This window comes from Peribacillus sp. FSL E2-0218 (assembly GCF_037992945.1).
Taxonomy (GTDB): domain Bacteria; phylum Bacillota; class Bacilli; order Bacillales; family DSM-1321; genus Peribacillus; species Peribacillus simplex_B.
Genome location: NZ_CP150304.1, coordinates 178,576 through 192,273 on the forward strand (window position 1 = coordinate 178,576; position 13,698 = coordinate 192,273).

11 protein-coding genes and 1 riboswitch are annotated in these 13,698 nt (G+C 42.5%); of the genes, 6 read left to right on the forward strand and 5 right to left on the reverse strand.

The window, feature by feature from the left end; translation table 11 throughout:
• Positions 1-35: 35 nt before the first annotated feature.
• Positions 36-446, forward strand: a complete 411-nt coding sequence (locus tag MHI53_RS01030) for a DUF4275 family protein (protein ID WP_340372575.1) — start codon at positions 36-38, stop codon at positions 444-446.
• Between the two features lie 1,145 nt (positions 447-1,591).
• On the opposite strand, the gene MHI53_RS01035 is transcribed toward MHI53_RS01030, so the two are convergent.
• Positions 1,592-2,311 carry a diphthine--ammonia ligase gene (locus MHI53_RS01035; RefSeq protein ID WP_340372576.1) on the reverse strand — a complete coding sequence of 240 codons (720 nt, stop codon included), beginning with the start codon at positions 2,309-2,311 and terminating at the stop codon, positions 1,592-1,594.
• Between the two features lie 83 nt (positions 2,312-2,394).
• Complete coding sequence (locus MHI53_RS01040; RefSeq protein ID WP_340372577.1) at positions 2,395-2,937, reverse strand: pyridoxamine 5'-phosphate oxidase family protein; 543 nt, start codon at positions 2,935-2,937, stop codon at positions 2,395-2,397.
• 106 nt (positions 2,938-3,043) lie between these two features.
• Here MHI53_RS01040 and MHI53_RS01045 point away from each other — a divergent pair, with 106 nt between their 5' ends.
• A complete protein-coding gene (locus MHI53_RS01045) occupies positions 3,044-4,456 on the forward strand; it encodes a PLP-dependent aminotransferase family protein (RefSeq protein WP_340372578.1) in 1,413 nt (470 codons plus the stop codon).
• 117 nt (positions 4,457-4,573) lie between these two features.
• Here MHI53_RS01045 and MHI53_RS01050 read toward each other — a convergent pair whose 3' ends face one another.
• Genes MHI53_RS01050 through MHI53_RS01060 form a run of 3 tightly spaced genes read right to left on the reverse strand, consistent with a single transcriptional unit; the run spans position 4,574 to position 8,040 of the window.
• Complete coding sequence (locus MHI53_RS01050) at positions 4,574-5,596, reverse strand: HAMP domain-containing sensor histidine kinase (RefSeq protein ID WP_340372579.1); 1,023 nt, start codon at positions 5,594-5,596, stop codon at positions 4,574-4,576.
• On the reverse strand, positions 5,593-6,267 hold the full coding sequence (locus tag MHI53_RS01055) for a response regulator transcription factor (protein ID WP_061143813.1): 675 nt from the start codon (positions 6,265-6,267) through the stop codon (positions 5,593-5,595). The genes MHI53_RS01050 and MHI53_RS01055 overlap by 4 nt, the downstream gene beginning before the upstream one ends.
• Before the next feature lie 27 nt (positions 6,268-6,294).
• Positions 6,295-8,040, reverse strand: coding sequence for an ABC transporter ATP-binding protein (locus tag MHI53_RS01060; RefSeq protein ID WP_061143812.1), 1,746 nt, complete (start codon positions 8,038-8,040; stop codon positions 6,295-6,297).
• Positions 8,041-8,256: 216 nt separating this feature from the next.
• Positions 8,257-8,455: riboswitch (cobalamin riboswitch) on the forward strand.
• A gap of 218 nt (positions 8,456-8,673) precedes the next feature.
• Between MHI53_RS01060 and mmgD the strand changes: the two genes are divergently transcribed.
• From mmgD to MHI53_RS01080, 4 genes are all read left to right on the forward strand, one after another.
• A complete protein-coding gene (gene mmgD / locus MHI53_RS01065; RefSeq protein WP_340372580.1) occupies positions 8,674-9,801 on the forward strand; it encodes a citrate synthase in 1,128 nt (375 codons plus the stop codon).
• 90 nt (positions 9,802-9,891) lie between these two features.
• Positions 9,892-11,328 (forward strand): 2-methylcitrate dehydratase, encoded by a 1,437-nt coding sequence (gene prpD, locus MHI53_RS01070; RefSeq protein WP_340372581.1) that lies wholly within the window; start codon positions 9,892-9,894, stop codon positions 11,326-11,328.
• Positions 11,329-11,341: 13 nt separating this feature from the next.
• Positions 11,342-12,250, forward strand: coding sequence for a methylisocitrate lyase (gene prpB, locus MHI53_RS01075; protein ID WP_340372582.1), 909 nt, complete (start codon positions 11,342-11,344; stop codon positions 12,248-12,250).
• A gap of 270 nt (positions 12,251-12,520) precedes the next feature.
• The gene (locus MHI53_RS01080; RefSeq protein WP_081092536.1) at positions 12,521-13,690 is read left to right on the forward strand and encodes an ATP-grasp domain-containing protein; all 1,170 of its coding nucleotides are present in this window, start codon (positions 12,521-12,523) and stop codon (positions 13,688-13,690) included.
• The last annotated feature ends 8 nt before the right edge of the window (positions 13,691-13,698 follow it).

Consider the following 13,698-nt stretch of genomic DNA (forward strand, 5'->3'; position numbering starts at 1 on the left):
AGTGTAGCCAGTCATTCGAGGGAGGGAGGATAAGTATGAGCTTTAGAAAAGAATTAAAAATACTGGAAATTCCTAAATGGGGTAAATATTTGCGTAAGTCATGGGAAAATACCTTTGCCAATCACTTAACCAATGCAGAGAAGGATAGTATTTATTTAGATAGTTTCCTATGGCATTTATGTAGTTGGGGAGCTACCAATTGTGCCGTTAATATGGAAGCTGTAGAGCTTTTCAAAAATCAACATAAGAAAAAGTGTGCGATTTTTTATCAATTTATAGAAGAGGCATATTTAATAGAAGATGCAAAAAGTTTAGTGGTTGAAGATTTACCTCATGATCGTTTAGATATGTATTACGGCGATATCTATGTTTTGGATTGGGAGGGAAAATGGACATTTATTATGACACACGAAAAAGAATATGGTCCATATTTTATTATGAATTAAGGTGTTCCAAATTTGAAACTCCTTATGCCTTGGTTATTGATAAGATGTAGGTATAATAATTCTGTAGAATCTCCTCCTTTTCTAATGTCCTTTCCCATTAAACAGAACAAAGAAATGGAAAAGTAGCTTTAGAAGTCTTTTTACAAAGGGGTAAAAATGAATACTGATATTAAGGAAACTCATCGCTTTATATTATATATAACGATACTAATTATGATTATTTTTCCTTTTTCACAACTTATATTACAAGAACTTTCTTTGCAAATAAGCAAGCTATCATTTTTCTTGATAAGTAAACTGATTATTATCTATATGCTTTTTGTTTACTTGAAAAAGAAAAAAATAACTCTATCCAGCATTAGGCTAAAAAAGGTACATATAAAATATATTCTTCTTGGTATTCTAATGGGCATCACGCTCACATGCTCACTATGTTTTTTGATAGGACCCAATATTATCTACTAAAGGGCAAATGACTTACTGCCGGAAAAATTGTTGGTACTCTTATGGAGAGTAAAGAAAACATAAGTTTTTACAGCACTATCATGATTGGCTTTTCAGTGGCGATTAGTGAAGAAATTCTCCTTAGAGGTATATTATTAAAACAATATCAGAGAATGAACATAAAGCCGGCCATACTTTTAGTGCTCTTATTTTTAGCCTATATCATATGACGGTGGGAAACTTGTTTTTTGCATTTGTCATGGGTATCTCTTTTGCACTCTTAACCATCTATACGGGAAGTATCGTACCGGCTATCTTTTTTCATTTTTTAGTGAATGAAATAATGGATCATCATGCATTTCCCGGTAAAGGTTACTGAAACTTATATTAAAGTAATGGTGTCTCCAATTACCACGATAACTGGTTTAATATTATTTCTATCTATATCAACTTACCTATTTATAAAAGTAAGAAAAAATAACCATTTTCAAAGTGAATTTGTTAAATTCTTTGATAGATACATTATCTTGTTTTTATTTATGTAGTTATTCTCTTAACACTTTATATTATAAAAGCATCTACAGGATTTCGAGGAAAAGGATCAAGCCCAAAACATAAGCTTTTGGGCTTGATTCATGGTACAGCATTTTTTTGTGAGCTTGCCTGCTTATAAATACCGCCCACGGAGCTTATGAAGGGTTTTACTCGAATATCTTAATCTCCCTATCGACCTTCTCAGCTAGCTCCAAAGGTAAAAAGGCATATTCGCCGTCCTTGAGGATTTCACCTTTGCGAACAGCGATCGGTTTTTGGAAGAGCGGCCCATCAATTACTGTGGTATGGAATTCCCCGCCTTCTCCGCAAGGGTCGATTCCCCGGGCTACAAGCTCCTGCACGTATTCATGGGTCAGCGTGCGGCCTAAGTCGTCCTCACGCATTCCTAGTGAAAGATTCACCGTTACAATCATCGTTTCAAATCCTAGGTTTATGAACTCTTCGACAGCTTCGCGATGGTCCATCTCCCATAAGGGCATCCCGAGCTTCAATCCAGCATTCACAGCAACTTTATCATTCCAGCAGCCGTGTTCAGGCATATCCAAATCCCCGGTCACCAACACTTCAGCTCCATTGTTTTTAGCTTTTTCCAAAAGGCGCATGAATTCCTTTTCATAATCTGTCCAGCTGGCAGCGGCCGTGTATACGGGCAAGCCTATCGATCTCGCTTGGGCCTGGATGAGTTCAGGCGGCATTCCATGTGATCTGGACCGTTTCCCTTCTTCCTCCAGCATGACGATCAGTCCGACCGCTTCACCGGCTTTCATCGCTTTATGAAGAGCTAGGACACTATCCTTTCCTCCGCTAAAAGAAGCGATGAATTTATGTCCGTGGGCACCATTCTTCCAGTCCTTCAATTCTGTCATCCCCATCTTTCCCCCTAAATGTAATCGTTTCATTTGTTTGATTTTATCATGAATGGATTATTAAAAAAGATATTATTGTATGTTCAATCATGGATCGTTCGCCCAGGAAAGTATTTCTTTTGTTCATCCAGTCCATTTTCTTTTGCCGTTATCGTGATAGGGGTGATTTTGAATAGGACGGTTTTGCTACCTAGGGATGAGCGGTATTTATCCACATGTGTTTTGGATAAGGGGGAGTCATAGTAGTTCGGTACATATTTATCCAGTAAAGCCTGCATGGCAATGACAGCTTCATCCAAATCATTAATGATTTCGACGATTCCTTTCGCGATAACGCTCATAAAGGCAGTATCCGTTTTTGCTGGGATGGGATCGACCATCGTTCCGTAATTTTCACTTACTGTAAAGCAAGCATGGGGGTTCGTATTCATGATGGCTATTTTCCTTCCTGCAGCTGCGCCATGAAAAAAGAAGCTTCCTTCATTCCAGACGAAGTTCAAGGGAATGACGTAAGGTTCTTCTTGATCTACCAAACCTAGAAAGCCAGTTTGTGCTTTTGATAAGAAATCGCTGATTTGTGCTTGATTCGTACAGGATCTTTGCCTATATCGAATGGATTGTTTCATGGCCATCTCTCCTTTATTGCAAATAAGATATAATGAGTGTATTAAAATATTGTCCATCTAAAAAGTGACAGTTTCTTTAAAACGGATAGGGACAGCTGGAGGTACTATGTTAGAGCTTAATCCTTTACTAAATAAGCAGAATGGCGTTTCCATATATGTTCAGCTGTATCAATACATAAAAAAAGGGATAGAAGAGGGCGATATACCGGAGGGGGCCCGCTTACCTTCGATCCGCTATTTATCAGCCCAATTAACGATCAGTAAAAATACGGTGGATAATGCCTATCAGCAATTGGTGGCGGAAGGCTATTTGGAAAGCAGACCAAGAATCGGGCTAACAGTGCTACCTTTGGAGCAATCGGTTCTGTCACCCTTTTCCCGAGAGCAGCAAATGAATCCCAAAGTATCGGTCGATCATGACACACCAGTTAAGTATGACTTCAAATATGGAGACATTGATATTGAAAGTTTTCCGCTTCAGCTTTGGAAGCGGTGCTTGAATAAAGCGTTACTGGAGGAACCTGAACAGTTATTGCAGTACGGGCCAAGACAAGGGGATGTTGGTCTTCGTACTGAATTGACTAATTATCTTTTTCAATCAAGAGGGGTCCGTTGCTCGATGGAGCAAATCGTGATTTGTTCAGGAACACAGCATGCACTCAGCCTTATTCTTCAATTGCTCCATTCCCAAGGCCAATCCGTCGCCATGGAGAATCCAGGTTATGGCGGTTCCCGAGCCGTCTTCAACAATCATGGATGGTCCATTGAACCGATAAGTCTTGAACAGGATGGAATGGATATAGAAAGGCTAAGGAAAAGTAAAGCCAAAGTTGCCTACATTACACCTTCCCACCAATTCCCCTATGGGATGGTGCTTCCAATCCAGAAACGGTTGTCATTATTGGAGTGGGCCAAGCATAATGACAGCTTTATCATAGAAGATGATTATGACAGTGAATTCCGATATCAAGGTCAACCAATCCCATCTTTAAAAGCTTTGGATACGAATGGGAGCGTCATCTATTTAGGTACCTACTCCAAATCATTTTTACCTGCAGCACGAATGAGTTATATTGTTTTGCCTGAACGTTTATTGGGGGTATATCATCACAGATGCAGTCTTTATAGCCAATCGGTTTCGCCGATCATTCAAAAAGCATTATATGTATTTATGAACGAGGGACACTTTACAAGCCATATTCGGAAAATGAGAAAAGTGTACCAGAAGAAGCATCAAACTCTTATACTTGCATTAAACAAGCATATGGGGAACCTCGTGGAAATCATCGGCCAAAAGGCGGGAGTCCATCTGTTGGTGAAGGTTAAAAATACGTCTACAGCAGAATTGGTGGACAAGGCAAAAGCAGCTGGAGTGAGGGTATATGAGACGTCTTCTTATTGGCTGGATGGAAAGGAGACGGAGCCATCATTGGTGATGCTCGGTTTTGGCGGACTTTCTGAAGAGGAGATCGAAGAAGGAATTGCCGTGCTCCGAAATGCTTGGTTTCCTGAAATATAAAGAATTGAAATGATTTTCAAAAATGTTCCTCAAAAAGCTATTGGCGGATAACATTCTAAACGCAACTCTACAATTAGATTTAAACCAGCTGACAAGTCAGCTGGTTATTGGTGTCCTTCACGAAATCGGAAGCAGGATCGTGAAGGTCGTCCCTTTTTCGAGTTCGCTTTTGACGGATATCGATCCATCGTGCATATCAATGATCTTTTTCACGATCGATAACCCTAGGCCGCTGCCGCTTTTTGTGCGTTCCCGTGCGAGGTCGGCTTTGTAGAATCGTTCGAAAATGTGGAACTGATCTTGCTCTGAAATGCCGATGCCGGTATCGGATATCGTGATCGAAGCTTGATCATCAATTTGTTGGAGCCTGATCGTGATTGTGCCATGCTGCCGGGTGAACTTGATGCTATTGTGAATCAAGTTGGTCCATACCTGGCTCATTAAATCTTCGTCTGCGAAGATCGAAACCTTTTCCAAGGAGATATCCATTTCGAGTTCTTTTTCGAGCCAATTCGGTTCGCAAGCCAAGATGATCGAGCGGATTTGCTGGTCAAGCCGGCAGTTCGCCCTTTCAAAAGGGTGATGCTCGGATTCGAGGGAGGTAAGCTTCAGAAGATTATCACTCAATTTGGATAATCTCCTGCTCTCTGTCTCAATGATATGGAGGTAATGATTGCTTTCCTCCGTTGTCAGCTTATTTGATTGAAGCGCTTGTGCGAACCCTACAATGGAAGTAAGCGGCGATTGGATTTCATGTGAGACGTTGGAGATGAATTCCTGGCGCATTTCCTCCATTTGCTTGAGTTGCTTGGCCATATGGTTGAACTGGCTTATGATTTCCGTCATTTCGTTTTTCTTACCTGTGTTCAAGTCCAATTGGACATCATAATCGCCATTGGCAATCTTCCTTAATGCATGAATGATTTCCAAGTAGATGTTTACGCGTTTATTGTGGCTGAAGGCATGGATCAGGTAACCTGTGAGCATCATGATCGCGATGCTGGTCAGGATTGTCAGTAAATACTGGACATAACTGGATAGCTTTACAGGCAATAGCTGAATGATAAAGTAACCTGCTGAAAAACAAACGGAAGTGTATGTCAAAAAGCCAAGAATGCGTTTAAAAAAGGCGACATTCATTTGGTTAGCTCCAACCGGTAGCCCAATCCCCAGATCGTCCGGATCCGAAACGGGAATCCTGTTTCAGGGAACCGCTCCCGCACTCTTTTTATATGAACATCGACGGTGCGCTCATCACCTTCATAGTCATAGCCCCATATGTCTTCAATGAGTTCTTCCCTTGAAAAAGTTTTTCCAGGATAGCTTCCCAATTTAAATAGCACTTCGAATTCTTTAAGTGGGATCGTATATTCTGCACCTTTGAATGACAGCTGATGTGTGTTGCGGTTCATTTGTAAATCACCGATATTCAATGTTTGGGAGCTGGTGATTTTATAGCGTTTTAACAAGGCCTTTATTCTAATGACCAATTCGATCGGTTCAAATGGTTTAACAAGGTAGTCATCGGCCCCGAGTTCGAATCCCTTCACCTTCTGCGATGTTTCGCCCTTGGCCGTCAGCATTAACACCGGGATATCACTGAACTCACGCAATTCCTTGCATAATTGCCATCCGTCCATGTTAGGCATCATGATATCGATGATGGCTAAATTGATTTTCACCTTCTCCATCATGCTCAATGCTTGAAGTCCGTCCGGGGCGACATACAGATCGAATCCTTCTTTTCTTAACAAGAGCTGGATCAGTTCACGGATATGGGCATCATCATCGACGATCAATATCTTTGTCATCCTTCTTCCGTCCTTTCGGTGAATGAATTAAGCAAGCTCGAGCTTGTGTAATTGCTGCTGTGCAAATTCACGGTATAATGCATGCGTTTCATATAGCTCTTTATGTGTTCCGCTGCCTGTAATTTTCCCCTTTTCGAGGAAGATGATTTGGTCGGAACCAATAACGGTCGATAAGCGGTGGGCAATGACGATCGTTGTCCTGCCTTTCATCAAATCATTCAATGCCTGTTGAACGACATGTTCCGATTTACTATCCAGGCTGGAGGTGGCTTCATCCAGCATCAAGATTTTGGGGTTTCTTAAAAAAGCACGGGCAATGGCGATCCGTTGCCTTTGACCTCCTGAGAGTTTCATCCCTCTTTCGCCAACTTCCGTATCATAGCCATTTGGAAGATCGGAAATGAACTGATCTGCATACGCCATTTTAGCGACTTGATTTAACTCCTCATCTGTTACATCCCGGTCGATTCCATAGCAAATATTATCACGAATCGTACCGGATACAATCGGACTTTCCTGTGAAACATAGCCGATTTGGCTTCTCCATGAGTAAAGCGTGAAATCATTTATCGATGTCCCGCCTATGGATATCGAGCCCTGCTGTGGTTTATAAAATCGCTCAAACAAAGAGAAAAGGGTCGTTTTCCCGCTGCCGCTTGGCCCGACAATCGCGGTGACCTTGCCTGCTTCAACCGTGAAGTTGATATCTTTTAGCACTTGTTCACCATCGTGATAACGATAATCCAGGTGATCTACCGTGATGGTTTGACTGGAATTTTGAACTTCCATCTTTGCATCTTCTTCCTCTTCAGAATCCAAGATGGCAATGATGCGTTCCGTGGCACCGGTAGCTTTTTGGAATTGCGTAAAGAATGCTGCCAATTGCGCCATGGGCATGATGATCTGGAAAAGATACATGATGAATGCAACTAGTGCTCCTGCTGACAGGGCCCCTGATGAAACACGCATCCCGCCATATCCTAAAATGAGTACGAGTAGGGCCATCATGACGAGACTCATCAACGGACCGATCAGCGCTTGGATTTTTGCTTCCTTTAAACCAAAATGGAATAATTGGGTGATTCCCTTTTTTCCATTTTCATATTCGAAGGTTTCTGCATTCGATGCTTTAACAAGCCGGATTTCCGTAAGCACCTGCTGGAGGACGGCGGTGAAGCTCGCTGTCTCATCCTGCATCCCTTTCGATATGCGGTGCATTTTCTTCCCCAGTGGCAGTAATAGTAAAACGGAGAGCGGGATGGCTATGAACATCAACAGTGACATTTTCCAATCAAGCAAAAATAACACGATCATGGCGCCGACAATGGATATGATGCCGGTGACGAAATTGGATAGGTGTTCCGAAATCAAGCCTTTCACTACCGTTGTATCATTTGTCATCCGACTGACCGTTTCGCCCGATGGATGTTCATCGAAGTAATCCACGGGTAATACGAGCAATTTTTTCCATAGTTGATCGCGGATGCCGGCGACAACAGATTGACCGATCTTATTCAATAAATAGATGGAAAATCCGCTGGCCAATGCTTGAACGATAATGGCAAGCACGAGAAGTGTGACCCGTTCCGCATTTAGCGAACTGAGGGAGAAATCATTGATAAGATTTTTTGTGAATAATGGGACCAATAAACTTACGCCAGTTGTGCTTAAGCTTAATAGTAATGCAATCCCGATCATTATTTTAGAAGGCTTCGTTTGTTGGACCAATCGGATGAACTGGCTCCAGCCTTTTTGTTTTTTTTCTGGTTTCATTTATTAACATCCCTTCTTGAGCTTCATTATAAACGGTAGTATACAAAGAAGTTATGAATTGAATATGAACTATTTTTAATAACTTGCTTGTTATGGGTAAAAGAACCACCTGGCTACCTTTAATGTGGACAGGCAGGCGCCGATGCAAACATGAGCTTGATACTGAAAAAGGTAATTGTAATATTTGGAACATTTTGTTATATTTAAGTAGAAAATTAAATAATGAAATTAATAGGTGCAGATGAATTTATCTGTTTATCTGCTTAAAAGGGAAGTCGGTTAGATTCCGACGCTGTCCCGCAACTGTATTTGGGAGCGATTCGAAAAATATCCACTGTTTCTGCACTGGAAATGGGAAGGGTTCGAAGAGCGAAGATCATAAGCCAGGAGACCTGCCTAATTAATGTGCATCAAGTACCTACGAGGATAGGGGGTGTTAATTGCGGACTTTTTGGCATGAAAAATTTTGATCATTTCTCATGTTTATTTGAGTACTCTTCGTAAATTAACAGCTTCCTCTGGAAGTTGTTTTTTTTATGTCAGTTTAATGGGAAAATCGTTGAATTACAAGAGATTCCGACAAATTTTGATAACGCTTTCAAAAAAGTAGCTTATTCAGAGGAGGAATGAAAGATGAAGGAACAAGGAACTTATTCCCCTGGGCTTGATGGAATTGTAGCAGCTGAAACAAAGCTATCTTTCCTGGATACAGTTCAGAGTGAGATTGTTATACGAGGATATGATCTTATCGATTTATCTGAAAAGATGGGATACTTGGAGATTGTCCATTTGCTGCTTCACGATAGGCTCCCGAATGCTGCGGAAAAGGGGCGGCTTGAACAGGCTTTGAAAAATGAATATGAAATCCCGGAAGCTATCCTGGAATTGTTAAAGCTATTGCCGGGGAAAACACATCCGATGGATGCTCTCAGAACAGGCATTTCAGCATTGGCTGGATATGATGCAAACATTGATGATCGTTCCTCCTCGGTGAATCGAGAGCGGGCTTACAAATTATTAGGGAATGTCCCTGCCATCGTCGCAAACAGTTATCGAATCCTGAATAAGCAAGAGGTTGTTCTTGCGAATAAGGATCTATCTTATAGTTCCAATTTTTACTACATGATTACGGGCAAGGTTCCATCGGCAATGGAAGAAAAAATCTTTGACCAATCATTATTATTGTATAGCGAACATGAAATGCCTAATTCCACTTTCACGGCAAGAGTAATCGCCTCGACGCTTTCCGATTTATATGGGGCTTTGACGGGAGCTGTAGCTTCCCTAAAGGGCAACCTGCATGGAGGAGCCAATGAAGCGGTCATGTACATGCTATTGGAGGCGGGTACCGTCGCGAAATTCGAGCGGCTGCTTGATGGGAAATTGGCAAATAAAGAAAAAATCATGGGGTTTGGCCATCGCGTCTATATGAAGAAAATGGATCCAAGGGCATTGATCATGAAGCAAGCATTAAAGCAGCTTTGTGATGCCAAAGGGGACGACCGTCTTTATAAAATGTGTGAAGCGGGGGAAGTGATCATGGAAAGGGAAAAAGGCCTTTATCCGAATCTCGATTACTATGCAGCGCCGGTTTACTATATGCTGGGCCTTCCCATTGCCATATATACACCGATTTTCTTCAGTGCGAGAACAGTGGGTTTATGTGCTCACGTGATTGAGCAGCACGCAAACAACCGTCTCTTCCGACCTCGTGTGAGTTATATAGGCGAGCGTCATAACCGCAATGTCATTTCCAACTAAGGAAATGTAGATTACTAGCCCGCCAGATGGACGTTCTGACCAACGTCCATCATTATAATAAACAAATTTGCCACGAAAGGGAAGATGAGAATGCTAAAAACGAATGGTATCAATCAAACGGATGTGTTATTGGAAGACATTGCGGATTATGTAATGAAAAAAGAGATCATTAGCGATGAAGCATATGAAACGGCTCGTTACGTTCTTCTCGATACAATCGGCTGCGGGATTTTAGCGCTTCACTATCCTGAATGCACCAAATTATTAGGACCCGTCGTTCCCGGCACGGTCGTTCCAAATGGGACCCGCGTTCCAGGGACTTCATATGTACTGGATCCAGTGAAGGGTGCATTCAATATTGGTTGCATGATTCGCTGGCTGGATTATAACGATACATGGCTGGCGGCGGAATGGGGACATCCTTCTGATAACTTGGGAGGGATCTTGGCGGTGGCTGATTACGTAAGCCGTGTGAATATGGCAGAGGGGAAAAAAGCATTATCTGTTAGAGACGTCCTGGAAATGATGATTAAAGCACATGAGATTCAAGGCGTACTGGCGCTGGAAAATAGCTTGAACCGGGTTGGCCTAGACCATGTCCTATTTGTAAAGGTGGCTACGGCGGCGGTAGTCACAAAAGCTTTGGGCGGAACGAGGGAAGAAATCATCCATGCATTATCCAATGCGTGGATCGATAATTCAAGCCTGCGTACGTATCGCCACACTCCAAATACCGGATCGCGCAAATCTTGGGCAGCTGGCGATGCCACAAGCAGGGCCGTACAGTTGGCCATGATGGCCCTCAAAGGAGAAATGGGATATCCAACAGCCCTTTCGGCGCCAGGCTGGGGGTTCCAGGATGTATTATTCAATAAGAAGGAATTGAAGCTTTCACGCAAGCTCGATTCCTATGTGATGGAAAATGTCTTATTCAAAGTATCCTATCCGGCGGAGTTCCATGCGCAAACGGCAGCGGAGTGTGCAGTGAAACTTCATCCGGAAGTGAAGGATCGCCTTGAAGAAATAGATAAAATCAAAATCACCACACATGAATCTGCCATTCGCATCATTGATAAGGAAGGGCCATTGAACAATCCGGCCGATCGCGATCATTGCATCCAATATATTACGGCAGTCGGTTTGATCCACGGCGATGTGACAGCTGACCACTATGAGGATGAGGCGGCGGCCGACGAGAGAATCGATCGCTTAAGGAATAAGATGCTGATCGTCGAAAATGAGCAATACACAATGGATTATCTGGATCCGAGCAAGCGCTCGATCGCCAATGCCATCCAAATTTACTATAAGGACGGATCGGTATCGGAGTTCGTCGAATGCGAATATCCGCTTGGGCACCGGTTTAGAAGAGAAGAAGCATTTCCGAAAATAACCAATAAATTCATTGATAACATTAGTACGCACTATTCGCACAAACAGCAAATCCGAATTCAGGAAGCATGCTTGGAGCCCGATGCTCTTTCGAACTTGAAGGTAAACGAATTTATGGACTTATTCATCATTTAAGGGGGACTGAGAGATGACATGGATCGTAAATCAACAATCGGGACAAGCGGAATTAGCAGCTCGTTTTCGGAAGTTCATGGAAGCACCGGGCATCTTACAAATCCCAGGCACCCATGATGCGATGGCTGGTCTTATAGCGAAGAAAATAGGCTTTGACGCCCTTTACCTTTCAGGTGCAGCATACACGGCAAGCAGGGGCCTGCCCGACTTAGGGATTGTCACATCCTCTGAAGTGGCGGAGCGGGCCAGGGATATTATTCGGGCGACGGACTTACCGGTGCTTGTAGACATTGATACAGGCTTTGGCGGTGTCCTGAATGTGGCGCGTACGGCTAGGGAAATGCAGGAAGCGGGCATCGCCGCTGTACAACTGGAAGACCAAGACCTTCCAAAGAAATGCGGCCATTTAAACGGTAAGAAGCTTATAGCGATAAATGAGATGACACAAAAAATAAAAATGATAAAACAAACCGCCCCTTCGCTGGTCATTGTGGCACGTACGGATGCAAGGGCTGTGGAGGGGGTGGAGGCAGCAATAGAAAGAGCCGCGGCCTATATCGAAGCAGGAGCTGATGCGATATTCCCTGAAGCGCTGCAATCGGAAGTGGAGTTCCGTCAATTTGCCAAGCGCGTTACTGTGCCGTTACTTGCGAATATGACGGAATTCGGTAAAACGCCTTATTATAAGGCTAAGGAATTTGAAGAAATGGGCTATCAAATGGTGATTTATCCGGTCACTTCCCTAAGGGTGGCCGCAAAGGCATATGAGAGAGTCTTTGAACAAATCATGCAGCATGGAACACAGGCAGGCGCCTTGCAGGACATGCAAACACGAAGTGAATTATATGAAACGATCTCCTATCATGATTTTGAAGGCTTGGATCAAGAAATTGCAAAAACGGTATTGACCAAGGAACAATAATATCATGTTAAAATATAGAAAGTTGGCCCGGGGTTAGAGCTCCGGGCTTTCCGCTGTGCAAAAAAAACCAACGGTTCAGGTCTAATTTTTATAGACTGGTTCCAGAGATCGGTCCAGGAAGGGAGAGAGGTGCAATAATGTCGAATTTTAGCTGATTTTACTATTCTAAAACAATAAATAGGCACAAAAGGCTAATTCGGACTTTAAAAATGGTTCTTTTAGCCGATTAAATATGGGGATATAAAAAACAGTATAAGTTAGGTGGAAAACATGATTATTTTGAATGAGTCCATTGTGTCACCGATTCTTCTAAAGGTGTTAGTCGAACAGCAAATTCCAGTATTGGAACAAGGGCAATGGGGAGACGCGATAACACCTGAAAAGTTAAATGTTCAAAACGATACAGAATTTTTCAAGTCCATGGGGATGGAGCAAAGAATTCTTACAAACTCTGAAAATGGCATCACGGTATTAGGCCATTTCCAACCAGATAGCAATGAATACATATGGTCCAAATTATTGAAGGATAAGAGTGAGGTACGTAAGTTAACGAAGTCATTATATCCGGATTTCCATTTCCATGATATTGATTTATCCATGATAGATGATCTGGATAAAGACCAAATACCGTTTCCGGTCGTCATCAAGCCAAATATCGGCTATTCAAGTGTTGGCGTACACAAAGTCAAGAATGAGCAGGATTGGGATATAGCCGTGGCCCAGCTTAAAGAGGACCTGCTTCTCTCGGATGGGTTGTATGATTCCGAAGTGGTCGGTTCCCAGACCATCTTGATAGAAGAGTGGATACAGGGGGAGGAATTCGCCATTGATGGTTATTACGATCAAGATGGTGAGCCGGTTATTCTGAATGTCTTTAAACGATTATTCAAGGACGATTATGATACATCCGATCGCATTTATTATACTTCGAAGGCAGCCATCAACGAAATCTATGATGATGCAAGAAGGTTCATGAAGAATATTCAAACGGTCCTACCGCTTAGGAACTACGCTGTACACTTTGAAATTCGCAAAAATGGGGATAGGGTAATACCGATTGAAATCAACCCACTTCGTTTTGCCGGTGCGGGTACAACTGATTTAGGCTACCATGCATATGGGATGAACATGTATCAACACTATTTCTTAGGTACGAAACCAGATTGGAATTCGATTTTGGAAGAAATGGATGATGCGGTTTACAGCTTTTTCTTTGCAGAGGTTCCGCTGGAAATAAACCTGGAGGAAGTGGCGAATATCGATCATGAAGGGCTGCAACATGAATTCGAACAGATTTTGGAATATAGGCAACTTCCTTTTCAAAATGACCGGAGCATGTCGATCATATTTTATAGAAGCGAGGATTTGAACAAGAACCGTCAATTGCTTCACTTGGACTTACTTCCATACTTGACGATAAAACAACTGGCTTTAACCTAAGGGGGTCA